The organism is Streptomyces torulosus (assembly GCF_001419765.1).
Lineage (GTDB): Bacteria > Actinomycetota > Actinomycetes > Streptomycetales > Streptomycetaceae > Streptomyces > Streptomyces torulosus.
This window is the reverse complement of the sequence record NZ_LIRK01000261.1, coordinates 18,722-44,428: the sequence shown is the minus strand read 5'-3', so window position 1 is coordinate 44,428 and position 25,707 is coordinate 18,722. Positions and strand designations below refer to the sequence as shown.

Annotated in this window: 24 protein-coding genes and 2 pseudogenes; 5 read left to right on the top strand and 21 right to left on the bottom strand. The window is 73.2% G+C overall.

The features are described from left to right. On the bottom strand, positions 1-512 hold a 512-nt coding region (locus AOK23_RS18905; protein ID WP_055713866.1), incomplete at its 3' end, for a hypothetical protein. A 229-nt stretch (positions 513-741) separates the two neighbouring features. Beyond that, complete coding sequence (locus AOK23_RS18900; protein WP_055518512.1) at positions 742-1,155, bottom strand: SRPBCC family protein; 414 nt, start codon at positions 1,153-1,155, stop codon at positions 742-744. A gap of 285 nt (positions 1,156-1,440) precedes the next feature. Here AOK23_RS18900 and AOK23_RS18895 point away from each other — a divergent pair, with 285 nt between their 5' ends. Further along, on the top strand, positions 1,441-2,421 hold the full coding sequence (locus AOK23_RS18895) for an SDR family oxidoreductase (protein WP_055713865.1): 981 nt from the start codon (positions 1,441-1,443) through the stop codon (positions 2,419-2,421). A gap of 262 nt (positions 2,422-2,683) precedes the next feature. Here AOK23_RS18895 and AOK23_RS18890 read toward each other — a convergent pair whose 3' ends face one another. The 4 genes from AOK23_RS18890 to AOK23_RS18875 form a co-directional block, all read right to left on the bottom strand. Beyond that, the gene (locus AOK23_RS18890; RefSeq protein WP_055713864.1) at positions 2,684-3,958 is read right to left on the bottom strand and encodes a cytochrome P450; all 1,275 of its coding nucleotides are present in this window, start codon (positions 3,956-3,958) and stop codon (positions 2,684-2,686) included. Between the two features lie 66 nt (positions 3,959-4,024). Then, positions 4,025-4,723 (bottom strand): hypothetical protein, encoded by a 699-nt coding sequence (locus AOK23_RS18885; protein WP_240496446.1) that lies wholly within the window; start codon positions 4,721-4,723, stop codon positions 4,025-4,027. After that, the gene (locus tag AOK23_RS18880) at positions 4,720-5,439 is read right to left on the bottom strand and encodes a YqjF family protein (protein WP_169800310.1); all 720 of its coding nucleotides are present in this window, start codon (positions 5,437-5,439) and stop codon (positions 4,720-4,722) included. The genes AOK23_RS18885 and AOK23_RS18880 overlap by 4 nt, the downstream gene beginning before the upstream one ends. A gap of 93 nt (positions 5,440-5,532) precedes the next feature. After that, positions 5,533-5,766 (bottom strand): DUF6480 family protein, encoded by a 234-nt coding sequence (locus tag AOK23_RS18875; RefSeq protein WP_055518518.1) that lies wholly within the window; start codon positions 5,764-5,766, stop codon positions 5,533-5,535. A 190-nt stretch (positions 5,767-5,956) separates the two neighbouring features. Between AOK23_RS18875 and AOK23_RS18870 the strand changes: the two genes are divergently transcribed. Next, positions 5,957-6,436 (top strand): DUF5709 domain-containing protein, encoded by a 480-nt coding sequence (locus tag AOK23_RS18870; RefSeq protein ID WP_055713862.1) that lies wholly within the window; start codon positions 5,957-5,959, stop codon positions 6,434-6,436. 49 nt (positions 6,437-6,485) lie between these two features. Here AOK23_RS18870 and AOK23_RS49935 read toward each other — a convergent pair. The 11 genes and pseudogenes from AOK23_RS49935 to AOK23_RS18825 form a co-directional block, all read right to left on the bottom strand. After that, positions 6,486-6,655, bottom strand: a pseudogene (locus AOK23_RS49935) (RICIN domain-containing protein); the annotation flags it as partial. A 158-nt stretch (positions 6,656-6,813) separates the two neighbouring features. Continuing rightward, a complete protein-coding gene (locus AOK23_RS18865; RefSeq protein WP_079049556.1) occupies positions 6,814-7,692 on the bottom strand; it encodes a class I SAM-dependent methyltransferase in 879 nt (292 codons plus the stop codon). Continuing rightward, a complete protein-coding gene (locus AOK23_RS18860; RefSeq protein ID WP_055713860.1) occupies positions 7,689-7,880 on the bottom strand; it encodes a hypothetical protein in 192 nt (63 codons plus the stop codon). The genes AOK23_RS18865 and AOK23_RS18860 overlap by 4 nt, the downstream gene beginning before the upstream one ends. 40 nt (positions 7,881-7,920) lie before the next feature. Further along, a complete protein-coding gene (locus tag AOK23_RS18855; protein WP_079049555.1) occupies positions 7,921-9,756 on the bottom strand; it encodes an ABC transporter ATP-binding protein in 1,836 nt (611 codons plus the stop codon). Next, the gene (locus AOK23_RS51425) at positions 9,753-9,878 is read right to left on the bottom strand and encodes a hypothetical protein (protein WP_276205744.1); all 126 of its coding nucleotides are present in this window, start codon (positions 9,876-9,878) and stop codon (positions 9,753-9,755) included. The genes AOK23_RS18855 and AOK23_RS51425 overlap by 4 nt, the downstream gene beginning before the upstream one ends. A gap of 2 nt (positions 9,879-9,880) precedes the next feature. Beyond that, positions 9,881-10,513, bottom strand: coding sequence for a hypothetical protein (locus AOK23_RS18850; protein ID WP_055713859.1), 633 nt, complete (start codon positions 10,511-10,513; stop codon positions 9,881-9,883). Continuing rightward, a complete protein-coding gene (locus tag AOK23_RS18845; RefSeq protein WP_055713858.1) occupies positions 10,510-12,480 on the bottom strand; it encodes an alpha/beta fold hydrolase in 1,971 nt (656 codons plus the stop codon). Before AOK23_RS18845 ends, AOK23_RS18850 begins: the two co-directional genes overlap by 4 nt. Before the next feature lie 147 nt (positions 12,481-12,627). Next, the gene (locus AOK23_RS18840) at positions 12,628-12,918 is read right to left on the bottom strand and encodes a hypothetical protein (protein ID WP_240496445.1); all 291 of its coding nucleotides are present in this window, start codon (positions 12,916-12,918) and stop codon (positions 12,628-12,630) included. A 212-nt stretch (positions 12,919-13,130) separates the two neighbouring features. Next, a complete protein-coding gene (locus AOK23_RS18835) occupies positions 13,131-14,546 on the bottom strand; it encodes a phytoene desaturase family protein (protein WP_055713857.1) in 1,416 nt (471 codons plus the stop codon). Between the two features lie 207 nt (positions 14,547-14,753). Next, positions 14,754-16,025 (bottom strand): sensor histidine kinase, encoded by a 1,272-nt coding sequence (locus AOK23_RS18830; RefSeq protein WP_240496444.1) that lies wholly within the window; start codon positions 16,023-16,025, stop codon positions 14,754-14,756. Between the two features lie 170 nt (positions 16,026-16,195). Further along, complete coding sequence (locus AOK23_RS18825) at positions 16,196-16,885, bottom strand: response regulator (RefSeq protein WP_055713856.1); 690 nt, start codon at positions 16,883-16,885, stop codon at positions 16,196-16,198. Between the two features lie 254 nt (positions 16,886-17,139). On the opposite strand from AOK23_RS18825, the gene AOK23_RS49930 reads away from it, so the two are divergent. Then, entirely contained in the window at positions 17,140-17,553 is a 414-nt protein-coding gene (locus AOK23_RS49930) for a response regulator transcription factor (RefSeq protein ID WP_079049554.1), read from the top strand. 79 nt (positions 17,554-17,632) lie between these two features. On the opposite strand, the pseudogene AOK23_RS18815 reads toward AOK23_RS49930, so the two are convergent. The 4 genes and pseudogenes from AOK23_RS18815 to AOK23_RS18800 form a co-directional block, all read right to left on the bottom strand. Continuing rightward, positions 17,633-18,832 (bottom strand): annotated as a pseudogene (locus tag AOK23_RS18815) (amidohydrolase); the annotation flags it as partial. A gap of 40 nt (positions 18,833-18,872) precedes the next feature. Then, entirely contained in the window at positions 18,873-21,164 is a 2,292-nt protein-coding gene (locus AOK23_RS18810) for an ABC transporter permease (protein WP_055713855.1), read from the bottom strand. Positions 21,165-21,167: 3 nt separating this feature from the next. After that, positions 21,168-21,917, bottom strand: coding sequence for an ABC transporter ATP-binding protein (locus AOK23_RS18805; protein WP_055713854.1), 750 nt, complete (start codon positions 21,915-21,917; stop codon positions 21,168-21,170). After that, positions 21,914-22,429, bottom strand: coding sequence for a PadR family transcriptional regulator (locus tag AOK23_RS18800; protein WP_055713853.1), 516 nt, complete (start codon positions 22,427-22,429; stop codon positions 21,914-21,916). Before AOK23_RS18800 ends, AOK23_RS18805 begins: the two co-directional genes overlap by 4 nt. Positions 22,430-22,554: 125 nt before the next feature. Between AOK23_RS18800 and AOK23_RS18795 the strand changes: the two genes are divergently transcribed. Beyond that, positions 22,555-23,823 carry an ABC transporter substrate-binding protein gene (locus tag AOK23_RS18795; protein ID WP_055713852.1) on the top strand — a complete coding sequence of 423 codons (1,269 nt, stop codon included), beginning with the start codon at positions 22,555-22,557 and terminating at the stop codon, positions 23,821-23,823. 196 nt (positions 23,824-24,019) lie between these two features. Next, entirely contained in the window at positions 24,020-25,666 is a 1,647-nt protein-coding gene (locus AOK23_RS18790) for a glycoside hydrolase family 13 protein (RefSeq protein ID WP_055713851.1), read from the top strand. Positions 25,667-25,707 lie beyond the last annotated feature (41 nt).

Here is a 25,707-nt window from a genome sequence, read left to right as displayed (position 1 = left end):
TCCTTACGAGCGGCGGCGGGGGAGATGACGACTCGGCCGGCATCACGGTACGTCGGCTCCAGGCCGCGGGCCCGCCACATGAGCACCCCGCCGCGGGCCAGCAGGGTCACCGCGAGCCCGAGCAGCAGGGCGCCGCTGCCCTGCTCCACGCCGGCCGCCGCCCCGGCGCCGTACAGCCCGGCCCGCGCGGCGACCCCGCCGAGCCACACCAGCCCGGTGGCCCCGGTGCCCTTGGCCCACACCGAGCCGTCCGGGGCGCGCCACACACGCGGGGTCACCGCCCAGCCGAGGCCCGTCACCAGCCCCACGACCGCCTCCGCGCCGAGCAGCGTGGCGGCGGCGACCGGATGCCGTCCGTCGAGCAGCCCCGGTTCCCGCATCGCCAGCACGGCCAGGACGACGGGCAGCACCCACCACCGCCGGTCCAGGTCGATCCGCTGCGCCAGGAACTGCCGTACGACCACCCACACGACGACCGCGACGATCACCAGCGCGTTGACGGACTCGGACATGGTCGCCTCCGGGGAACGGGGAAGTCCTGTACCCGTCAAAGTAGGCGGAAGCGCAGGTCACGGGATCGGAGGCAAGGAGGATCGTGGGTGGAGGTGTGCTCTCCACCCAGGGGTGGAGACGGCGTTCCCCGGCCGGGTCCGGGGTGAGGGCCGGGGCGAGGCCTGGGCCGTGCCCACGGGGAGGGTCGTGTGAGTGTCCCGGGGCGAGGGCTGTGGCCGTGTCCCGGTGTCAGCCCGCCGCGTGGTCGACGCGCAGCCGCACCTGCTCCTCCAGACGCCGCAGGCTGGTGTCGAGGGCGTCGGCCACGGCCTGCTCGCCCGGATCGTGGCTGTCGTCGAAGAAGGACAGATGGACCGTCACCTCGCTGGCCCCGCTGTCGATACCGGCGACCTGGAGCCACCCCGTGTAGCTCGACCGGCCCCGCGTGCCCCACTCCAGCCGCATCTGCTCGCGCCGGGCGCGCAGCAGCGCGGCCATGTCCTCGTCCGTGCGGTCCTCGTGCACGGTGACGGCGGGCAGGCCGGCGGCCTCCACATGCAGGGCGTCCGGCAGCCAGGCGTCCAGCTGGTCGACGTTGGCGGCCTGGTCGAACACGTGCTCGGGTTGTGCGGGCATCGTGCGGGAACGTTCGTACTCGGTCATGGCAGCACCACCTTGACCCGTCTCGGCGCAGCGGATCCGCGCGTGAGCGTGCCGGGTACCCGGCGGCCCCCGGCGTGAATCAGCCGGGCGGCGGCGATGACGACTGCCGTGCGCGGCCGGCCCGGACGTCGGCCGGCGGAGGTGACCGCGTGGTTTCGGGTACCCGTGCGTCGGCGGCGGCCGCGACGGGCGCGTCCGCCGGAGACGGCCGGCTACAGCCGGAAGAGCTGAATGCGGCCGACCAGCCGATACAGCCGGATACAGCGATGTGCGAGGAGGTACGCGATGCGACTGCGGGATCACGTGGTGGTGGTGACGGGGGCGTCCAGCGGGATCGGCAGGGCCACGGCCGAGGCGTTCGCCCGCGAGGGGTGCGCCGTGGTGCTGGCCGCGCGGCGCGAGGAGGCACTGGAGGCGACCGCACAGGAATGCGAGAAACACCGCGGCGCCCGGACCCTGGTCGTGCCGACCGACACCACGGACGTCGGCGCGGTCGAGGAGCTGGCCGCGCGTGCCGTGCGGGAGTTCGGCCGGATCGACGTCTGGGTCAACAACGCGGCCGTCAACGCCTTCGGCCGCTTCGAGGACGTACCGATCGAGGACTTCCGCAAGGTCCTGGACGTCAACGTGATGGGCTATGTGTACGGGGCGCGTGCGGCGCTGCCGGTGATGCGAGCGCAGGGCCGGGGCACGCTGATCAACATCTCGTCCGTCGCGGGCGCCGTCGCCCAGCCGTACAGCCACCCGTACAGCATGTCGAAGCACGCCGTGCAGGGCCTCGGGTCGAGTCTGCGGCAGCAGCTGCGGGTGGAGGGCGTGAAGGGCGTCGACGTGTGCACGGTGATGCCGGCGACCATCGACACCCCGCACTTCGAGCAGGCGGCCAACTTCACCGGGCGCAAGGTGCTCGCCATGCCGCCCGTGTACAGCCCCGAGCGGGTCGCCCACGCCGTCGTCGACCTGGTCCGGCACCCCCGGCGCGAGGTCGTCGTCGGACCCGCGGGCAAGGCCCTGGTACGGCAGGCGCGGAGGTCGCCGGCCGTGGCGGAGCGGGCGATGGCGCGGCAGACCGACAAGACCCACCTGTCCCACGACGAGCCGGCCCCTGCCACGCACGGCGCGCTGCACGTCCCGGCGTCCGGAGAGGGCGCGGTCCACGGCGGCTGGGGCGGCCGGCGCCGCACCGCGCTGCGCCGCACGGCCACCGTCGCGCTCGTCGGAGCGGGGGTGGCCGCCGCCGGCCGTCGGCTCAGCCGGACCGCCTGACACACGGGGGCCGGGAGCGGACACCGTCGGCGACCCGTGGGACGCCACGAACTCTCCGCTCCCGGCCCACGGCACCGGCTCCCGGCGGCGACCGGCGGTGCGCCGCGAACTCACCGCTCCCGGCCCACCACCAAAGCGGTACGACACGAACTCACCGCTCCCGGCCCACCACACCGGACTGAAGCGGCGCCCCGACGGATGCCCCGAAGCCGGCGACGCCCTCCCGCCCTGGGCCCCTCGGCGTCCTCCCGGCGGCTCCGCCCTACTCCGCCGCCGCCCGGCTGGTGGCGAGGGGCCGCATCGGTACGTGGACGCGCTCCATCACGAAGCCGCTGCGCACCCGCGCCGGGATGCGGGACAGCGGGATCCTCAGGTCCTGGGCCGGCACGTCGTACTCCAGCCGGGCCAGCCGGGGCCCCAGTGCCGCGAGCAGCGCGATCGTGGCGTCCTCGCCGGGGCACCGGTGGCCGGTGGCGCGGTCGCCGCCGCCCTGCGGGACGAGTGCGTCGCGGCCGGGCGGCGCCTTCAGGAAGCGCCGGGGGTCGAGGACGAGGGGACGGTCCCAGAGGTCGGGGTCGTGGTTCTGCCCGTACAGGTCGAGCAGGATCAGCGTGCCCGCGGGGATGCGTTCCCCCTGCCACTCCAGGTCGGTGACGGCGCGCCCGCCGATGAAGGGGGCGAACGGGTAGAAGCGGCGCAGCTCGTGGGCGAACGCCACGGCGTATGCGGGGTCGTCCTCGGCGAGGCGCTGCCGGATCTCCGGCCGGAAGTGCAGCGCGTGTCCCGCATAGGTGACGAACCAGCACACGGCGGCCGTGGGGCGGACGATGTTGAGCAGTTCGACCGCTGCGGTGTGCGGGTCGAGCGTGCGGCCGTCGGCGTCCCGGTGCCGTGCCACCGTGTCCAGCGGCGACCCGGTCGGCGCCGGGGCGGCACCCTCCCGTACGTCCTCCACCAGACGCGCCAGCCATGCCTCGCTGCGGCTCCGGGCGCGGCGGGCCCGCCAGTGCCGAGGCCCGGCGGTGGCGAAGCCGTCGACCATGGCGACCAGGTCGCGGGCCGTCTCCCCGGCGTGGTCGAGGGGGATGCCGGCCCACCGGCAGACACCCCGGGTGAGGACCCGGCTCGCCTCGTCGAAGAGGACCACCGACGGCTGCCCGGACCACGCGTCCACGGCTTCGTCCCAGGCGGACGCGACCTCGTCCACTAGGGCGGCGACCGCCTCCCGGCCGGTGAGCAGCGAGAGGAACATGTCCTTGCGGACGCGGTGGGCCGTCCCGTCCAGCGTGTGCACGGCTCCGCGGCCGAACAGGGTGCTCAGCACCGGTCCGGGGAGCGCCGTCGCGCGTTCCACATGCCGTTCGTCGTAGAAGAACCGCACGGCTTCCGGGCCGCGCAGGGCGACGGCGTGCCGTCCCGCCATTCGTACACGCACCAGAGGTCCGGCGGTGCGGCTCCTGAGGTCGGGCAGCCAGTTGTATCCCTTGACGAGTGCCGCGAGCGAGCTGTCCCCGAGCGGGGGGCGACTTGGATTCATGCGGCGCGAGTGCCCTCCCCGCGCCGTCGGTAACGCCGCGTCGTCCCCGGGGACAGCCGACCCGCGTCATCCGCCCCCGGCTGTCCGCCGGTCGGCGCGGGCCGGTCGGCGCGCCCGGACCGGTGCCACCGTCGTGACGACGCGGGTGACGCCCGGGCTCCGGGGCACCGAACCGAACCCGAACCGCACCGGGGGATCGACGGGCGCCGACGCCCCGAGGTCGTCCCCCGCGAAGGCCGCCGACAGCGTACGGACCGGCCGCAGATCCCTCGCGCCGTACCATTCGCGGCGCCCCGAGCCGGCGCTGCCGCGCGTCCGCACGCCCCGCAGCAGCAGCCGGGCGGGGAGGTCGGTCAGGGCGCTCCAGGCCGGCCGCCGGGCGAGAGCGCCCGGCAGGGCGCGCAGCAGCAGCCCCATCGGACCGCTCCGACCGAGGGTGAACCGCAGGTCCAGTGGCCCGGCCCGGACCGTCCAGGCCTCCCGGCCGCGGCGCACGTCGACCGGCACGACCCGCACCTCGTCGAAGCGGTACGTGCCGGCGATGAAGTCCGCCGTCCGCCGGGTCGGTGCCAGCAGCAGCCGGTGTCCGTCCGCCCGCTCGATCATCACGTCCCCGAACGGCCCGAACGGCGACACCTCCCAGTGCCCCACCACGACACGGGTCCCCGAGGACGTGCCGAGGCCCGCGATCCACCCTTCGAAGACCAGCCGCCCGGAGCCCCAGCCGAGGACCAGCCGCCCGGAGCCACCGCGACGCACGGTCACCGGCTCCGCTCGCGAGCGCCGCCGCGCTCGACCTCCGCCGTGCACGGTCGGGGCCGCCCGAGCCGGACGTGCCTGACCCCCGGTGAGAAGTGCGCGAGGGGCTCGGCGCCCGGCGCGGGAAGCCCCGCCGCCGTCGTGAGGGTCTCCTCGACCGCGTCCACGGTGGCCTCGCACAGCGGCCAGGGCTCGTGCTCCACGGGCGTCTCCCAGATCCGGCCGAACCGGCTGGTGTACGCCCGCCAGCGCGAGGTCAGCCACACGTCCCGCTCGGCCGGTCTGATCGGCTCACCGGGACGGACCACCAGACGGTACGACGCCCCGCCGCTCCACCGGGCACCGGCGTACGACACGGCCGTCAGGTCCCGCGAGGTCCGCAGCCGGCCCAGCCGGTACGGGGCGCCGAAGGCACGGGCCGCCAGCATCAGCGGGCAGCCCACCTCGATGGAGAGGAACCACAGCCCGTCCCGCCCGTCCGGCGTCCGCACATACGTCCGCAGATTGGTCTCCGCGAACGTCGGGAGCCCCCGTGCCGACGCGGGCAGGCCGGGCGTGCGGACGTCGGCCATGACGAACGGCGTGAGACTCACCCACGCCGTGTCCTCGTACGTGTCCACCTCCAGGCCCTCCGGCAGGAGGGCCTGTACCTGGTCGGGACGGAACGGCCAGTGCACGAATGCCTGCGTCGACCATCCGGCCCGCAGAACGGGCATCCGCACCCGTTCCTCTGCTCCATAGGCCACCACAGCGTCCGGGTCCCCGGCCGCGGCCCGTGGAAACGCGGCAGACCGACGCCGGGAACGGGCCGCGCCTCACTGGACGATCAGTACCACCGCCATGCCGATCAGCCCGATCGCGATCACCGCCGCGAGCAGGATGATAAGGACGAGAGGCAGGGCACCCCATCCCTTGCGCCGCACAGCGGGCGGGTCGGGACGGGCGACGCCGGAGGTCCCGCCCTCGGCGGGCGGCGTCTCACCCGGGGGCACTCCGCCACCCGGTTCCAGGCCGGTGGTCCGGTTCGGCTCGGGGTCAGGGCTCGTCATGGCAGACCCTCCTCCCGCTCGCCCTGTCACTTCCCTCACCCACGGTCCTCATCCTCGTGAGGGGTGGGGAGGACGAGGTCCGGGTTTCCCCGGTGCACCCGGCGAAACAGCTGCGACAGGGGTGTCACACCGCCGCTCCTCGGTACTCCGCACGGGGACAGGAACCAGTCACCGTCAGCGGGAGGCGACCATGAGCGAAGAGACCCCGGCGACCGACGCCTACCAGCCCACCGGCGGCAACGAGGAGCAGGAGGACGCCGCCCCGCTGGATCTCCAGGACGCGGTCGACGAGCGCACCTACGACGACATGCTGGACGAGGGCTACTCCCCGCCCGAGAGGCCACTGGGCGTCTCCAGGACCGGCACCACGGCCGCCGAGCAGCACGAGGGCGAGTCCCTCGACGAACGACTGCGTCAGGAGGTCCCCGATGTGACGGTCCCGCCCGGCGACGGCGTCGGCGACCTTCCCGGCGGTGAGGGCGAGCCCGTCGACCCGGAGGCCGGCGCCGATCGTGCCGGTCGCCTCGTGGCACCGGACGAGGGCGCGCACCCCGACACCACGAAGGAACTCGTCGCCGAGGACGAGGGCATCGACGGCGGAGCGGCGGGCGCGGAGGAGGCCGCCGTGCACATCGTGCCCGACGACCGCCTCCCGGGCCCGGACGACTGAGGCCCGCACCGGCGCCCCGCCTCGCAGGCAGTCTCCCCGCGGGCCACTCGACCAGCTCCCACTCCTGCGAGCCGTCCCCGGTGGAGGTCTGGAGGTGAGCGGTGCCCCCGCGGACGCGCCGGTCAGGTACAGACCGGTGCTCTTGACCGACTGGAGCCGGTAGGACCCGTCGGAGGTCTTCACCAGGTTCCAGCTGCCCGTGGGGCTGTTGTCGACCCACACCTGGAAGCCGATGACGGCCGGGTGGCCGGAGTACCGGCCGACGATGTTCGGAACACATGCGTCACACACGGGGGCAGCGGAACGGGCGCCGGTCCCGGCACGGGGGAGGCGTGCCGGACCGGCGCCCGGAGGGCCCTCACCAGGGCCCTCGACCCTCACCGCCGCTTGACGTACGTGCAGATCGCCAGCGGTGATCGCGGCCCGTACGGCTCCGCGTCGGCGGGCCAGTCCCCGAAGCGGGACTCCGGCTCCAGACCGGCGGCGCGGGCGTAGGCGTCCATCTCCTCCGGCGAGGTCAGCCGTGAGACCTCGGTGCCGACCCGGGTCGTGCCGTCGGACTCGTACCAGACGTGGGCGAGGTGCCACAGCGACTCGGGCAGCAGCTGGGAGTGGCTCTGGAGCCCGGTGTTGGGCTCCGGGTAGGGCGTGAAGTACGTGGCACGGCTGCGCCCCTCGTGCAGCTCGACCACGGCCGGCTTGTTGTGGGTCTCGATGACGAGCCTGCCGCCGGGGGCCAGCAGCTCGGCGGCCCGGCGCACCGCCTGCTGCTGCTCCTCGGGTGTGAGCAGCATCGACAGGGTGGCGCACACGCAGTAGACGAGCCCCACCGTGCGGTCGTCGGTGTAGACGCAGATGTCGGCGTGCACGGGCTCCACGGGGGTGTCGTCGGTGCGGGCCCGGCGCAGCACGTCGAGCATCTCGGGGGAGGAGTCGACGCCGGTGACCCGGCCGACCCGGCGGGACAGGGGGAGCGCGATCCGCCCGGTGCCGACCCCGAACTCGACGGTCCCCGAGGCCGGGTCGGGGTGGAGGGCGACCAGGCGCTCCACCTCGGTGAGGACGGAGGCGTCGTCGGGGAACAGCCGGTGGTACCAGCCGTCGAACTGCCGGCCGTAGCCGATGTCGGCGACGATGCCGGCCGAGCCGGCGGCGGACGGTCCGGACACCGCGGGAGCCGGCGCGGGGGACGGGCCGGCGGCGGACGCCCGGGATGCCGTGGTCGATGTCCTGGTCGTGGTTGATGTCGTGCTCATGGGTGGTGCCTCCGCTTCTTGGACGGGGTGTTCCTGGCGTGCGCGTTGCCTCTGGCCTGGGAGCAGGCGCCCCACAGCACCACGAGCGCGACCCCGATGACGGCGGGGGCGCTGACGGCCCGGGTGGCGATGAGGAAGCCGACGATGCCGAGGGCCACCACGGACGGGATGAGCAGAAAGTCGTTCACGGGCTTCTCCTGTCGGGATGACGTCTCCCGGGGGTTCGGGTCAGGGCGCCACGTCGCTGAGCTCCTGGAGCCGGGCGAGCCGGCGGTAGAGGTCGCTGTGGCGGTGGAGTTCCTCATGGGTGCCGACGGCGTGCACGCGGCCCTGTTCGAGCACCACGATCCGCCGGGCCTCGGTGACGGTGGACAGCCGGTGGGCGATGGCGATGACCGCGCAGAAGTCGGAGATCATGGCGATGCTGTCGCGCAGCGCGTTCTCCGACTCGCTGTCCAGGTTGGCGGTGGCCTCGTCCAGCAGCAGGAACCGGGGTGCCTGGAGCAACGTCCGGGCGATCGCGAGGCGTTGGCGCTGACCGCCCGACAACCCCGCGCCCCGGTCGCCGAGTTCGGTGTCCAGGCCCTGCGGCAGCGCGGCGATCACCTCGGTCAGGTTGGCCATGCGCAGCGCCTCGGCGATGTCCTTGTCGCCCGCGTCGGGCGCGCTGTAGGTGAGGTTCTCCCGGACGGTGCCCCGCAGCAGGGTGTGGTCCTGGTCGACGTAGCCCACGATGGACCGCAGCTGGTTCAGCGGCAGCTCGGTGATGTCCGTGCCGTCGATGCGGATCGCGCCGGCCAGCGGGTCGAAGAGGCGCTCGATGAGCTGGAAGACGGTGCTCTTGCCGGCGCCGGACGGGCCGACGACGGCGGTGAGTCCGGTGGCGGGCACCCCGAAGGACACGTCGTCCAGGACGACCTTGTCGCTGCCGGGGTAGGCGAACGTCACCCGGTCGAAGGCGAGGCCGCCGTCGTACGCGGACCGGGTGGGGCGGCCGCCCCGCTTCCGCTCGGCCGGCCGATCCGTCCGCCGGTCGCCCTCCACCTCGATCCGGCCCAGCTCCGCCAGCCGGTCGATCGACGCCCGACCCACCTGGAACTGGGCGATGGACGTGAACAGCGTCAGCAGCGGGGCCACCAGATAGAACAGGTAGAGGATGAACGACGTCAGATCGGCGGCGCTCATGTCGCCGGTCGCCGTACGGGCCGCGCCCAGGGCGATGACGACGGTGAGGGCGAGCTGGGTGCCGATGCTCATCGTGGGGTCCAGCAGCGACGACAGCACCGTCACCTTGATCCCGGACCGGCGGGCCTGCCGGGCGATGTCCGCGATGCCCTCGGCCTCACGGGCCTCCGCGCGGGACGCCTTCACGGTCGGCATCGCACCCAGTACCCGCATCAGCGCCGAGCCGAAGTTGCCGGTGTCGGTCTGGTTGGTGATCGACACCTTCCGCACCCCGCGCGCCAGCCACAGCGAGATGACGCTGGTGACACCGAGACAGCCGAGCGTGGCGAGGAGCAGGATCTCGTCGACCCACGCCATCAGCGCGATACCGCCGACGACCAGGAAGCCGTTCTGGATGATGCTGTCGACGGCGTGCGTCATGGTGGTGCGGGCCAGGAGGGTGTCGCTGACCATCCGGGCGAACACGTCGCCCTGCTTCCAGCCGCTGTACGCCCGGAACCGGGAGCGCAGCAACCGGGAGGCGAGGGTGCTGCGGATGTCGTAGACGATGTTCTCCCCGGCCAGCCCGATGACGTACGAGTGGAGCGCGCCGAGCACCGCGTCGGCGAGGAACAGCGCCGCGGCGATCATGATGGGCTCCGTCACCGGCCGCCCCTGCTCCACGGAGGCGACCAGGGCGCCGATCACCGCGGGCTGGGCCAGGGAGGCCGCGGCGCCCAACAGGCCCAGCACGATGCCGAGTCCGATCAGGCCGCGGTGGCGGCCGAGGGCCTGCCAGGGCTTGGCGCCCTTGCCCCACAGCAGATGCAGATGGAGCTGGGGAACCGCCCGGTGCACGGCCCGCGGCCTGGCCGCGGGCCGCGGGCCGGCGGGGCTCACTCGGCGTCACTCCCGTCCTGCTTGCGCTCCCGGACGACCTGGGCGTACAGGAACGCCGCCCGGATGAAGCCCAGTCCGATCAGCACGAGGCCGCTGAGGAAGAAGGGGTTGTCGAGGCTCATGGTCAGGCCCTCACTTCGGTCTCGGTCCTGGTGGACGCCGTGTTGGTCGGGGTGAGCGGAGTGCTCGGGGCGTGCGGGTCGAGCGGGACGAACGGGGAGACGAACATCAGCCGGGGGTCCTGGCGCAGGTCGTAGCCGGTGCCGGAGGCCAGCGCGAACTGGAAGCCCCTGACGTCGTGCCCCGGCGCTTCCTCGGCGGCGATGCGGGAGCGGACGTGCTCGGTGATCAGCCGGTAGCCCGGGGTCTGCGCGGCGGCCGCGAAACCCAGTTCGAGGCGGGGCAGGATCTCCTGGCAGGCGTCGAAGACGGACTTGTCGGCGCGGCGGGTCGGGAACCAGACGAGGTGCAGCGGCTTGCGGTCCTCGATGCCGCTGGAGTCGCGCCAGGTGGAGGCCGAGCCGTCGCCGCTCACCGTGCGGTACAGGAAGTGGTAGTCGAACATGGCGGGGTTCGGGGCGAAGAACCGCCAGTTCGGCAGCAGCGAGAAGTGGTCGCGGGCCCGGACCCTGCTGAAGTCGTGGTGCGGGTGCTGCCCGGCGAGGGTGAGCAGCAGCACGGCGGCACCGGCGATCCGCCAGGGGGCGCCCTCTCCGGTGAGGACGTCCCTCAACCGCGGACGGGGCAGGGACCTCATCGGGCGGCCTCCTTCCGGGAGACGGCCCGAGCAGGGCGCGCGACGGTGGAGGAAGCGGAGGAACTGGACGACGCGGCGCCGGCGGAGGGAGTGGCGGAGGCCGGCGCGGCGGTGGGGGAGACGCCCTCGAAGAACGCGATGACGCGGTCCGTCACCTGGTTCGCGTGGCGGGCGTTGATCAGCATGCTCTCGTGGGTGGCTCCCTCCACGACCACGCTCTCGGTGCGCGCCCCGACATGGGCCTCGACGAGTTCCCGGTGGAGCAGCAGCTGTTCGGGGTTGCGGTCCACGGTCCGCTGGGCGGAGACCACCAGCGCCGGCACGCCCTCGATCCGGGCGAGCGCACCCGTGAAGGAGCCGAAGTCGTCCCGTATCGCCTTCCATTCGCGGCGCGCGGCCTCCCACATCCGCGCGTCCCCGACTTGCGCGAACACCTTCTTCCGGTAGGCGTACGGCAGTTCATCGATCCAGGCCGGACGGGTGAGGAGGAGACCCGTGCCGAGCCGCAGCGCCCGGCTGACGGCGGAGAAGTTGCCGGCCAGGCCCCGCTCGATGGTGCCCAGACCACTGGTGAACTGACCGGGGTGGGAGGAGTCCAGGTAGACGATGCCCGCCAGACGGTCGCCCAGGTGGCGGGCGGCGCGGCGGGCGAGTTCGCCACCGATCGAGTGGCCGACGAGGATCACACGGCGGTGCGGGGCGACGGCGCCGTTCACAAGGTCGACGAGGTCGTGCACGGACTCCGCCAGCCGGAACCCGGTGGTCGCCCGGCGGTGGCTGCCCGCGTATCCGGCGCGGGCGTAGACGACCACCCCGTACCGGGTCTCGTGGGCCAGTCGCTCGGCGATCCACGCGTAGTGCTCGCTCGTCGACAGCAGTCCGCTCGCCAGCACGAACACCGGCTGGTCGGGGGCGCCCGGCGAGTACTCCTCGTACTGGAGCCGGTTGCCGTACCGGGTGGTCAGCGTGCGGGAGGTGTGCCAGCCCTCCGTGGTGCGCAGCCGACGCCGTACGGCGGTGACGGCGGCGGCCGTCGTGGCGCCGGCGAGGGCGGTGGCCGCGACAGCCAGGGCCCGGTCGTCACGGCCGGCGACGGCCGGGTGGGACCGGGGCGTGGTGGTGTAGGCGACCAGGGGGTGGAACGCGGGGAACGCGGTCACGAACCGGCTGAGGCCCATGAAGTAGCCGTTGGCCACATGGAACGCGGCGGCACTCGTGATCATGGAGCGGGTCAGTCGGCCGCCGCGGGCGTATACCAGGGGGAAGAGGCACTCCAGTGCGAGCACGCTGTGCGTGAGCACCTTGGTGGTCCTCGGGTGCTCCTGCGTCCACCGGTACATCCCGTCGTGCCCGTACGTCCGGGTGCGCATCACCCCGCCGAGCGCGGAGGCGTCCCGCCAGGGCCTGCCGAACAGCTTCACCCAGCCGGAGACCGCGTACGCCAGGTTGCCCTGGAGAGCGGCGTACCACAGCAGCGCGTCCTTGGCCGCGGGCGAGGGCACCAGACGGGCCGCGCCGGTGGCCAGTTGGACCAGGGTGGCGACCTGGTCGGAGCCGTCGCCGCCGTAGTGGTGGCGGGGGGAGAGCAGCGCCGACGACGCGCCGAGGAAGACGTTGCCGGCGCCCCGCCAGCGGGAGTCCCCGGGCAGCAACATGCCGAGGGACACGGCGGAGCGGGCGAGATGCAGGGCCGTGGTGGTCCGCACCCCGCTGACCCCGTCGACCAGCCTGCGCGTCAGCGGGCCGGCCGCGGCCAGGTTCTGCCGGGCGACCTCCCAGTCGTTCATGCCTCCCTTCTCGATGTCCTTCCGCCGGCTCAAGTACTCCAGCGAGGACTGCAGGCTGGACACGGCGGCCAGCCGCTCGGACATGCCGATGGCGCGTTCCCGGCCGACCGGAGCCGGACCGAACACCGCGGAGGTGATCCTTTCCGGGATGACGGCGGGAATTCTTCCGCTGAATTTCACGGGTCTCTCTTTCGTGGTAACCTCGATCAGACGCCTTGTCGCGTTGAAGCGCGCTGCCGGGCCAGAACACACCTCTGGCCCGGCAGTTTTTCTGCACTTTCCCGTTCTGTTCTTTCAGCCGCGGGGAGTGAGGCTGTGCGGAACGGATCAGGCGGGGACGCCGCCCGCCGCCGCGGCCTGGGCGTTCGCGGCGTTCGCGACGGCCTGGTTGGCCTCCGCCGCGGCGTTGTTGGCCTCCACCGCACTGGCGGCGCCGACCACCGACGCGACACCGCCGGCGGCCTGGGCCAGATCCGCCAGACCGGCCAGCGCGTTCAGGGCGTTGGCCCCGCTGACCCGGCCGATGCGCGGGGTGCCGAGGGTGGGACGGGCGGACGCGAGGATGACCGCCTCGACGGGAATGTCCATACGGTCCATTGCCTTCGCGATGCTGCTCATGCGCTTTTTCCTTTCGTCTCGAGGGCTTCGAAGAATTATTTCTCCGTGCCCTTCGAGAAAAGACAGTACGGCTCGCACCGAATGGCCACATCGACAAAAATGCCGACCCTCGAAGTGACCTGGTTCACAGGCCGCGAAAGGCGTGAGAAAAGGCCCGGACCGTGAAGTCCGGGCCTTTCATGGAATACAGGTCGTCGCTCCTCGCGAGGTGTTCACCGGCGAAGGCGGCGCAGCGCCGACGCCGCCGCGTTCGCCCCGCACATACCGTGCGCCCCAGCCCCCGGCGGGGTCGCCGCGGAGCAGACGTACATGCCGGGCACGCCGGTCCAGTACGGGTCCAGGGCGGCCCGGGGACGCAGGACGAGCTGGAAGGCGGTGTTGGCGCCGGCGATGATGTCACCGCCCACATAGTTGGGGTTGTACTCCTCGAAGCCGCCCGGTGAGCGCACCGCCATGTCGAGGACCCGCTCACGGAAGCCGGGGGCGAACCGCTCGATCTGCGCGACGATCGCCTCCGTGGCGTCGCCGTCGTAGCCGTGCGGGACGTGCGCGTACGTCCACAGCGGATGCACGTCGCCCTTCGAGCGCCCTGGATCGGCCAGGTACTGCTGGCCGACGAGGACGAACGGCCGCTCCGGCATCCGCCCGGCGTGGACCGCCCGTTCGGTGGCGGCGACCTCCTCGTAGGGCCCGCCGAGATGGACCGTTCCGGCCCGCCGGGCCGCCTCGTAGGTCCACGGCACCCCGTCCTGGACGGCGAAGTCGACCTTGAAGGCGGCCGGGCCGTGACGGTAGCGGCGGTAGGCCCGCGCCACCCGCCCCGGCAGCAGATCCCCGAGGATGTCGGCGACCGCGCGCGGAGCGACGTCGAAGAGGACCAGATCGGCCGGCGGGAGGTCGGCCCGCGAGCGCACCCGGATGCCGGTCTCGACACGGCCGCCGAACTCCCCGAGCCGCGCCGCGAGCGCGTCGCTGATCGCGCGCGACCCGCCCTCCGCCACCGGCCAGCCGTACCGGTGACCCGCGGCGATGATGGTCAGGCCGACAGCGGCGCTCGCCGGCCGCCCGAACGGGCGGAACGCGTGGGCCGCCACCCCGGCGAACAGGGCGCGGGCCGGCTCCGACCGCCACCGGCGGGCCACCGCGGCCGCGGGCAGCAGGGCGCGCGGCCCGAACCCGGCCAGGCGCAGCGGATGCCGGGGCACATGCAGGAGCGGCCGCATCAGATCCTCGGCCAGCGCGTCGTAGCCGTCCGCGAGTGGCCGGAAGAGGGTCCGCCAGCGGCGTCCGTCGGCACCGCCGAGACCCTCGGCCGTCTCCTCCACGGAGCGGTGCAGCACCCCGGCCGCGCCGGAGTCCAGCGGGTGCACGCAGTCGACCTCCGGCAGACGCCAGGTGAGGCCGTGCCTGCCGAGGTCGAGGCCGCTCAGGAACGGGGAGCCCACGGCCATCGGGTGGGTGGCGGAGCAATGGTCGTGCAGCAGGCCCGGCGTCAGTTCGCTGGTGCGGGTGCCGCCCCCGATGGTGTCGGCGGCCTCCAGGACGGTGACCTCGACACCCTCCCGGGCGAGGAACACGGCGGCGGCGAGACCGTTCGGCCCGCTGCCCACCACCACAGCCGTACTCATGAGCCTCCTGCGCTTCCTCGACGCCGGGCGCCGTGCCGCCGATGCGCGACGCGGTGCGCGGGCACGGGGTGGACCGGACCCGTAGGGGTCCGGTCCTGGGCCGTTTCACCACTCTGCGGGACGGAGAAGTCCGTCCCGGCGCCTTGGGGCCTTTGACCTTAGAGGAACCCATCGACCCGCCGCGTGCGCAGAATTGCCTAAACTCCGCTAACTCGCGTCCCAACTCATGTTCGGTGTGGGGCCGTTGCGTTTCGCGTGGCGTCCATGGCGGCCCTGGCTCCCGTGCGTGGGCGGCACCCGATCGGCGGATCCCCCGCCGCTCGGGAGGGCGGATTCCGCGAGCACCGGCAAATGGGCGATGAGCCACCAGCCCCCGTCGTCGGCGGGCCCCGCCGTCACGGAACCGCCGACCGCCTCCACCCGCTCGCGCAGCCCGATCAGACCGTAGCCGCCCTGGCCCCCCGTGGGCCGGGAGCCCCTGTGCGGGGCGCCGGTGTTGTACACGTCGACCCGGAGCAGGTCACCGCGGGTGCGGTGGACCCGTACCGTCGCCTGCGCGCCCGGCGCGTGCCGCCGTACGTTGGTCAGCGCCTCCTGCACCACGCGGTGGACCGCGGAGCCCACCTCGGGCAGCAGACCGCTCTGCCGGGCGGCACCGGTGATCTCCAGCTGGGCGGTCGAGCCGTCGCCCTGCCCGCTGAACGCCGAGACCAGCTTGGTGAGTTCCTCGTACGGCTCCTCGGGACGCTCGATGACCGTCTGCTCGCCCTCCTCCCGCAGGACCCGGATCAGACGGCGCATGGAGTCCATGGTCCGCTGCCCGGCCTCGGCGATGTTGTCGAGGATGGGGCCGATCTGCTGCGGCGCGCTCTCGTGGACCACCCCGGCGGCGTGCGCCTGCGCGATGATGCCCGTCACATGGTGGGCGACGAAGTCGTGCAGCTCCCGCGCGAGTTGCAGCCGCTCGGCGAGCCGTACGGCGGCGATCGTCCGCTGCCGCCTGGCGTCCTGCGTGCGCAGATGGCAGCCCGCTCCGATGGCCCCGCCGACGGCGAACGTCAGCAGGAAGGGGTACGTCAGGGTGATGCCGGTGCCCCCGGTGCGCAGGGGCTCGTCGATGACGCTGGCGCCCATCGCGGCCGCCAGACCGAGGGTGGCGCCCGGCCGGGTCACATGGCGGCAGGTGCGGGCGAGCAACGCGAGCATGCACGCCGTCTCCAGCAGACCCCACTCGGGCATGGCCCAGCCCATGAGACACGTGCCCAGTGTCACCGCCGTCGACAGGCCCGCGCAGAGCCCGGCCCGCCATTCGATGCTCAGCCGCCACTCCGGTACGAGGAGCAGCGCCAGCGCGACGGGGCCGGTGGCGAGCGGCAGCCAGTCGAGGGGGCCCCGGTGGTGGGCCACGATGATCCCCATGTCGATCAGCCACAGCACGCCCAGCGCCGGGTACAGCGTGCGGTGGTCCCACCGCCGCACGGGTAACCGGGGAGGACCGAGGTGCGGCTGGGTCGCTCGTGCCGAAAGTGCCGCGAGTGACGATGTGGTCATACCACCGGAGGCTAGGCATGCACATGCCCGCCGGGCAGATGGTGGTCGGATCTGTGGGCAGAGACACAGATCTACTACGGGCGATCACGGAATCCCCCTCAACGCCCCGGCCGCACGGTCCCGTTGGCCCATGCCCACGCCGCCACCTCGACGCGGTTGCGTACGCCCAGCTTGTGATGGATGTGGCCCAGATGCGTCTTCACCGTGGACAGGGACAGACACAGCTCGTCACTGATCTCCTGGTTGGTGCGGCCCACCGCGACCAGCCGGGCCACGTCCAACTCCCGTGCGCTGAGCGCCGATTCCGGTACACCCGTTCCGTTCGCCGGGGCCGCCGCCCGCTCCTCCAGCTGCCTCAGCAGCCGGACCGTCACCGCGGGCGAGACCAGTGCGTCACCGCGGGCCGCCGCCCGCACCGCCTCCACGAGCAGCGCGGGCGTCGCGTCCTTGAGGAGGAATCCGCAAGCGCCGTTGCGCAGCGCCACATTGAGGTAGTCGTCCTGGTCGAAGCTGGTGACGACCACGACCTGCGTCGGATGCGTGGCACCGGGGCCGGCCAGCAGCCGGGTCACCTCCAGGCCGTCCAGCTTCGGCATCCGGACGTCCACGAGGCAGACGTCGGGCCGCAACGCGCGCGCCAGCTCCACGCACGCGAGCCCGTCCGAGGCCTCCCCGATCACCTCGATGCCGTCCTGGGCGTCGAGGATGAGACGGAAGCCGGCCCGGATCAGATCCTGGTCGTCGGCGATCACCACACGGGTCGAGGCGCTGCTCACGCGGCCGAGCATGCCATGGATCACCGGTCCCGGTCCGGCGGTCTTTGAATGTCGAAGTACCGAACCCGCCCCAGGGGCACGGAAGTTGGGTGTCTCAGGTGAACGGGCGTCGACTGGGCGGAAGGGCCGAGGTCGATCGGCCGATGACTACTGCCGGGTATCGGTCGAACGGTCGATGACCGGACGGAGCTAGTCACGAAAGAGTCTCACCGCACCAGGCGGACGACGTCGCTGGTCCCCGACCCCTTCGAACCAAGGCAGGAACCATGACAGTGGACACCTCTGGCCGACTGAGCGACCGGGAGCTGGAGATCCTCCTTCTGGCGGCCCATGGCATGTCGGACGCGGACATGTCCCGCCGGCTGTCGATCTCCCCGCGTACGGTGGCCTCCCACATGCGCAGCATCCGGGAGAAGCTGTGCGCCAGGAACCGCACCCACCTCATCGCGCTGGCACTGCGCGCGGGCATCCTCGCGCTGCACACGGACGGCATGGAGCGCGAGAACCACACGGAGCGCGCGGAGCGAACGGACCGCACGGGGTACGCGGACCGCACGGAGCGAACGGCCCGTCCCGTTGGGCCGTGGTGGCCGGACCGGACGGACCGTCCCGATGCAACGTTCCGCTTGACGGGGCGCAGCGGGGTACACCCGCGGCGGGGAGTCAGCTGCCGCGCTTGAACTCTCGCCGTCTTCCTCATGGTCGCCTGGAACTCCGACGGTTCGATGCCCTGACCCTCGCGACGGCTGCCGGCCGCCGTCAGGAGTCGGGCGCCGCGTGGACCCGGCGGCCGTCCACGAAGGTCTCCAGGACCCGGGTGGCCGCGATCTCCTCCGCCGGGCCGGCGAACGGGTCCCGGTCGAGGACGACCAGGTCGGCCGCCTTGCCGACGGTGATATTGCCGGTGAGGGTGTCCAGGTGGTTCACATGGGCGCTGCCCGCCGTGCAGGCGGCGAGGGCGGTGCCCAGGTCGAGACGCTGCCCGGGCAGGAACTCGGGGGTGCCGTCGGGCGCGTCGGGGGAGACGCGCTTGACGGTGACATGGATGGCCTGCAACGGGTCGGGGCTGCTGACGGGCCAGTCGCTGCCCGCGGCGAGGGTCACCCCTGCCCGCAGCAGATCCCCGAACGGGTACTGGCGGGCGCCGCGTTCGGGCCCCAGGAACGGCAGCGTGAGTTCGTCCATCTGCGGTTCGTGGGCGGCCCACAGCATCTGCAGGTTCGCGGCCGCGCCCAGCGCCCGGAAGCGCCGGAGGTCGTCGGGGCGGACGACCTGGAGGTGCGCCAGACGATGGCGGGTGTCCCGGTTGCCGTTGGCGGCCCGGGCGGTCTCCACCGCGTCGAGCGCCTCACGCACCGCGCGGTCGCCGAGCGCGTGGAAGTGGACCTGGAAGCCGAGCGCGTCGAGTTCCGTGACGTACTTCTTCAGCTCGCCGGGTTCGACGAAGCTGATGCCGCTGGTGCCCGACGCGCAGCCGCAGCCGGTGAGGTACGGGTCGAGCATGGCCGCCGTGTGGTTCTCGGCGATGCCGTCCTGCATGATCTTCACCGTGCCGGCGCGGAACCGGCCGCCGCTCAACTCCTCTCGCCGCGCGACGAGTTCGGGTAACTGCTCGGCGCCCCGCTCCCGGCCCCACCACAGCGCGCCGACCACCCGGGCGGTGAGGAGCCCCCGGTCCAGGGCCGCCCGGTACGAAGGCGCCGGGTCCGCCATGTTGGCGTACGCGCCGACGATCGCGTCCTGCCAGGCGGTGACATCGTGGGAGTGCAGCACGCTCTGGGCGCGCAGCAGCGCGGTCAGTTGCTCCTCGGCCGTGGGGGCGGGCACCAGCCGGTCCACGAGGTGGACGGCCCCCTCCTGGAGCATGCCGGTCGGCTTGCCGTCGCCGTCGCGTTCGATCCGGCCGTCGACGGGGTCCGGCGTACGGGCGTCGATGCCGGCCCGCTCCAGCGCCGCACTGGCCGCGCGGGCGGGTGAGCCCCGCCCGGGCGCCGACGCGCTACGCCACCGCGCCCAGCGTGTCCGCGAGGCGGCGGCGGGCCGCGCGGAGCGCGGGCAGGACCGCGAGCGCCAGGGCGCCCAGCACCGCCGCCGCGGCGAAGACCGACAGCACGACGGGGGAGGGGCCCCGCGCGATCCCGGCCCCGATGCCGCTGGAGCTGCCCTGCGCGTCGATCAGCCAGTGGGCCAGCGGCAGCCCCAGCGCCAGGGCGCCCGCCGTCGCGGCGAGGGCGGTGCACCCGGTGGCCGTGACGGTGATGCCGGTGATCTGCCGCGGCGACAGCCCGATCGCCTTCAGCGCCAGCAGATCCCGCTCGCTCTCGCGGACCGTGCCGCCGATGGCCGTCAGCAGCTCGACGAGCCCGATGAGCGCGAGGACGCCCAGCAGGCCCACGACGACACCCCGCAGCGGCGACAGACCGTCGGCGGGATTGGTCACCGTGTGCACGTCCAGTCGGCCCGGTCCGGCCGCGGCGGTCAGTTCGGCGGCGACCCGCTGCGGATCCGCCCCGTCGCGCAGCCGTACCTGGTAGAGCGTCGGCCGCAGCCCGGGGTCGTTCTCCCGCAGGGTGTCGAGCGAGGTGGAGATGGTCCGACCCGCGTTCTCCGGCTCGATGCTGCGTCCCACGATGTGCAGGATCTGGGGCCGGCCGGCCACGGTCAGCCGCACCCGGTCGCCGACCGCCACGTCCAGCAGGTCGAGCAGGCCCTGTCCGGCCACCGCCTCGTCGGGACCGCGGGCGGGACGGCCCTCGGCCAGCGTGAACGGGTACGGCTTCGCCTCCGTGCCGAGGCCCCGCAACGCGATCGTGGCCGTCTGGCCCGACACCAGGGCCGCCACCTCGACACCCGGATGGGCCGCGGCGACCTCCGGGTTGCGCGCCAGGAGCGCCCGGGCCTCCGCGTCGCCGAGGCCGTCGCCGGCGCGGACGGTGAGCGCGGACGCCAGCCCCATCCGCTCCGGCTCGCTGTGGAAGCGGTCGATGGTCGTCCACGCGCTCATCGCCACCACGATCAGCGTCAGCGGCAACGCGAGGCGGGCGATGGTGGCCAGAGACCGCGCGCGGCGGGTGAAGGCCCGGTGCCAGCCGAGGACCAGCGCGGGCGGCAGCCCGAGACCGAGCGCCCGCCGCGCCGCCCCCGACAGCCGCCCGCCGGCCGGTACGGCGGCCCGCGGCACCGGGACCGGGGGCACGCGCCCCGCCCGCCAGGCCGCCAGCCCGGTGGTCGCCCCGATGAACAGCACCACCCCCACCGGCACCGCGACGAGGGCGGCGGTGTGCCCCGGCATGCCCTGCCACAGGTCGACCGCGTCCCCGAGGCGTCCGGGCAGCAGCGGGCCCAGCGCCTGGGTGAGCGCCGCCGCGGCCACGGCACCCAGCAGCGCGTACGCCAGATGCTGGAACAGGAAGATCCGCACCACCTGGCCCGGAGTGAAACCGATCGCCTTCAGGATCGAGATGTCCCGCAGATGCCCCCGGATACGGGTGCCGATCGCCCCGTGCACGGCCAGCCCGGCGGCGACCAGCGCGCCCAGCCCGAACAGCCCCAGCACCAGACCGAGCAGCCGGTTGTCGCCCTCCGCCTCGGCCCGCGCCTGCTGCCAGGCGGAGACCTCGCTGACGGCACCCGCGCCGAGCAGGGTGACGGCCCGCTGGACGGCGTAGTCGGTGTCGTCGGGGTCCGTCAGACGCAGCCCGATCACCTGGCCCTGCTCGGCGGCGGTGCGGGGCAGGGCGGCCGGCGGGACCCAGACCAGGCCCGGCCGCTCGCCCTTGCGGTAGCGGGGCTCGGCGCTGTCGGCGACGCCCAGCACGGTCAGCTTCCCGCCGCCGGGCAGGGACAGCACGTCACCGGGGCCGGCGAGCAGGGTCCGGGCGAGGCTGCTCTCCAGCACCACACCGCCGGGCCGGCCGGGATCCAGCCACCGGCCGGAGGTGAGCAGCGGCCGGCCCACCTCGGGCCGCTCGGAGGTGCCGCGCAGCTCGACGGAGGCGCGGGTGCCGCGGGAGGTGACCGCGGTGTCGGCGGTCCGGTAGGGGCCGGCCGCGGACTCGACGCCCGCCAGCCGGGCCAGCTCGGACACCTCGGCGGAGGGGGCGGTGTGGATCCACACATGGGCGCCGCGGGACTGCGTGAACAGACGCTGCCACGGGTTCGTCGCGTACCCGAAGAGCGCCGTCGCCAGCAGCAGGGACGTCACGACGCCGACGGTGGCCAGCACCAGGAACAGCGCCTCGCCCCGGTGGGTGCGCAGGTCCGAGTGCGCCCAGCGCAACATGGCTCGCATCCGTCAGTCCCTCAGCTCCAGCACGGCGGGCACCCCCGCGCCGGACGACGGGGCGCCGTCCAGCTCTACGTCGTCGGCTATCCGGCCGTCGAAGAAGCTGATCACCCGGTCCGCGGCGCTCGCCAGCCGGGCGTCATGGGTGACGAGGAGGATCGTCTGGCCGCGCTGGTGGAAACGCGACAGCAGCCGCATCACCTCACGGGTGCCCTTGCTGTCCAGGCTGCCCGCAGGCTCGTCGGCCAGCAGCAAGGGAGGGCGGTTGACCAGGGCCCGGGCCAGCGCGACCCGCTGCTGCTCGCCGCCCGACAGCTCGCCCGGCATGCTGCGCTCCTTGCCGGCGAGCCCCAGCTCGGCCAGCAGCTCCGCCCGCTCGGCGCGGGCCCGCTTGGCGGAGACCCCGGCCAGCAGCGCGGGGAGTTCCACGTTGTCCGCGACCGACAGATTGGAGACCAGGTTGAAGAACTGGAAGACGATGCCGATACGGCGGCGGCGCTCCACGGCCCAGCGGGCCTCGCTGTAGGCGTCCGTGCGCTCGCCGTCCAGCCAGATGCTGCCGCTGTCCGGGCGCTGCAGCCCGCCGAGCAGATGCAGCAGCGTCGACTTGCCCGCGCCGGACGGGCCGGTGACGGCCACGAACTCACCCCGCCGCACACACAGGTCCACCCCGCGCACGGCATGGGCGGGCGCGCCCTCCCCGTGGTGGGTCTTGACGAGCCCCTCGGCCCGCAGCACAGCAGTGGGAGCGTCGCTCATTCCGGCTTCTCCAGTTCCTCCTGGCAGCGCTCCAGCCAGTCGAGATCGGCCTGGAGATGCAGCATGGCGCCCTCGATGAGCAGCAGGGCGATGCGGTTGTCCCGGTGGTCGGCCGTGGCGAGTTTCGACAGATTGCGCATGGTGTTCAAGTAGTGGCGCCGTTGTCGGTTGATCAGGACGACCTGGTCGGCGAGACCGGTCTGCGGGGCGAGCGCGAGCTTCATGAAGAACTCGTCCCGTACCCGCGGCTCGTCCGACGTCTCCTCGTACCAGGCGCTCAGCGCCTCCTGCCCGGCAGCGGTGAGGCGGTAGATCTTCTTGTTGGGCCGGCTCGACTGCTCGACCTCCTCGCCCTCGATCAGACCCGACTTCTCGAGGCGGCCGAGGGTCACATAGATCTGGCCGATGTTCGGCTGAGGGTACGCGGCACCCAGGAGTTGCTCAAGGTCCTGCTTGAGCTCGTAGCCGTGGGCCGGGCCGCGCGCCAGCAAGGCCAGGAGGGGCAGGCGCACTCGAGCTGTCCTCCTCGCAGCCTCGTATTGTGTTCCAGGCCCTAGTATCGCCCATACCTAACGGGTATACATAGCCTCTGACTCCGGGCGAAGGTGCCCGGCGCCGGGTGCACAAGGAGGAACCTATGCGGTGGATACGCGCCGCCGGTAGGGGCCTCCTCGTTCTCGCGGTCGTCCTGGCCGGTTACGGCGCCTCCGGCGCGCAGGCCCAGGGCGGACTCCGGGGCCGCGGTCCGCTGACCCTGGCCACCGCGGGCGACCTCACCGGCTACCTCGGCCCCCTCCTGGAGGGCTGGAACCGCGCCCACCCCGGAGAGCGGGTCACCCTCGTCGAACTGCCGGACTCCGCGGACGAGACCCGCGCCCAGATGATCACCGATCTGCGCGGCGGCGACCGGGGCCGTTTCGACGTGCTCAACATCGACGTCACCTGGACCTCGGAGTTCGCCGCCGCCGGGTGGATCCGCCCGCTGCCGCGCAACCGTTTCCCGCTGGGTAGCTTCCTCCGGCCGGTCGTGGACACGGCGACGTACGACGGACGCCTCTACGCCGTCCCCTACGTCACCAACGCCGGTCTTCTGCTCTACCGCAAGGACGTCCTCGCCGAGGAGGGCGTCCCGCCGCCTCGCACCTGGGCCGAGCTGGAGCACTACGCGCGGACCATCGCGCCCGAGCACGGCCTCGACGGCTACGCCGGCCAGTTCCTGCCCTACGAGGGCCTCACCGTCAACGCCGCCGAGGCCGTCTACTCGGCGGGCGGCACGATCCTCGGCGACGAGGGCGAACGCGTCACCGTGGGCTCGGCGGCCCGCGAGGGCATCGGGTTCCTCGCCCGCGGCGTACGCGACGGGTGGATACCCCGGGAGGCGCTGGAGTACAAGGAGGAGGAGTCCAAGCGGGCCTTCCAGGACGGCCGGCTGCTCTTCCTGCGCAACTGGCCCTACGCCTACGTCGGCGCCTCCGCCCCTGGCTCCGCGGTCGCCGGGAAGATCGGCGCCGCACCGCTGCCCGGCCCCGACGGGCCCGGCACGAGTGTGCTCGGCGGCTCCAACCTCGCCGTCAACGCGCACGCCGAACACCCCGACACCGCCGCACGCCTGATCACGTACCTCACCAGTGAGCGCGTCCAGCGGCAGGTCCTCACCCGGGGCGCGCTGCCCCCCGTGCGCGCGGACCTCTACCGGGATCCGGAGCTGATCCGGGAGTTCCCCTATCTGCCGACGCTGCGCCGGAGCGTCCTCGCGGCCGCGCCGCGCCCCAAGAGCCCGCGCTACGACCAGGTCAGCATGGTCGTGCAGGCGGTCGTCCAGGACGCGATGACGGGCCACTCGACGCCCGAGGCAGCGGTGCGGCGGCTCACCCGGGAGCTGGCCGACATCTCCAGCCGCGGCTGACCCCTTCACCGTCGCCTCTCCCCGCCTACTTACATGTTAGGTAACGCCCCCGTATCGGCCTGCCTCCTCTTGGGGCGGAATATCCGCATATAAAGGGCCAGGTTCCAGATACCTGCTGTTCACTCGTTGACACCCCCGTGAAACGCCTACATAACATGCATGCATAACCGTCAGCTCGCACAGACAGGCCAACGGGGTGAGCTCCAAGCGCATCGAATCGCGTCACTGGTGGCGTGACGCAGTGATCTACCAGGTGTACGTCCGCAGCTTCCTGGACAGCACCGGCGACGGCGTCGGCGATCTCGCCGGGGTCCGGGCCGGACTGCCGTACCTCAAGAAGCTGGGCGTCGACGGCATCTGGCTGAGCCCCTTCTATCCCTCCCCGCAGCACGACCACGGCTACGACGTCGCCGACTACTGCGACGTCGACCCGCTCTTCGGCGACCTCGCCGAGTTCGACCTGCTGGTGGCGGCCGCCCGGCGGCTCGGCGTCAAGGTGCTCCTCGACATCGTGCCGAACCACTGCTCCAGCGATCACCCGTGGTTCCGCGAGGCCCTGGCCTCCGCGCCGGGCAGCGAGGCCCGCGCCCGCTTCCACTTCGCCGACGGGCGGGGAGCGGACGGAGCCGAGCCGCCCAACAACTGGCACGCCATGTTCGGCGGCCCCGCCTGGTCCCGCGTCACCGAGGCCGACGGCCGGCCCGGCCAGTGGTACCTGCACATGTTCACGCCCGAGCAGCCCGACTGGAACTGGCGTGACGCCGAGGTCGGCGCCCACTTCGACCGCGTCCTGCGCTTCTGGCTCGACCGGGGCGTCGACGGCTTCCGCATCGACGTCGCCGCCGGCCTCTTCAAGCACCCCGAGCTGCCCGACTCGCCGGACCCCGAGGCCGACGCCCGCACCCGCGACTCGGTCAACCCGCTCGCCTGGAACCAGCCCGAGGTCCACGACGTGTGGCGGCACTGGCGGGCGGTGTGCGAGGAGTACACCGAGCGGGACGGCCGCGAGCGGCTCCTCGTCGGGGAGGTCTCGGTCCCCACGGCACGTGAGCACGCCCTGTACGTGCGCCCCGACGAACTCCACCAGGCGTTCTTCTTCGACCTGCTGAGCGCCTCCTGGGACGCCGACGCCTTCCGCAAGGTGATCACCGAGGCCATGCAGGACATCGCGGGCACGGGATCGACCGTCACCTGGGTCCTCAACAACCACGACCAGGTCCGCACGGTCACCCGCTACGGCGAGCCCGCCGTCGAGGGCAGCGGCCTCGGCGCCGCCCGCGCCCGCGCCGCCGCCCTGCTGATGCTGGCGCTGCCCGGAGCCGCCTACATCTACCAGGGCGAGGAACTGGGCCTGCCCGAGGTCGTCGACCTGCCCGACGACGTGCTCACCGACCCGATCTTCCGCCGCACCGGCAGCCGCGCCCGGATCCGCGACGGCTGCCGGGTGCCGCTGCCGTGGTCCGGGCAGGCCTCCCCGTTCGGCTTCACCTCCGGGGTCGAGGGCGCCAAGCCGTGGCTGCCGCAGCCCGAGTACTTCGCCGAGTACGCCACCGACCGCGCGCTCGCCGACACCCGCTCCTTCTGGCACCTCTACCGCGACGGTCTCCAACTGCGCGCCGCCCTGCCCCAGCTCGGCGAGGGCGAGATGCGCTGGCTGGACACCCAGCCCGGCGTCCTCGGCTTCGTCCGCGGTGACGGCCTGGTCTGCGCCGTCAACTTCGGCACCGCCCCCTCGCCCGCGCCCGTCGCCGGCACCCCCCTGCTGTCCAGCGGCCCCTGCCCGGCCGGGGTCCTCCCCGGCTCCACGGCCGCCTGGTGGATCGGCGACGACGCCGGTTCCTGAGCCCCCACACCCCTCACACCGTCCATTCCCCCCGCTCCGAA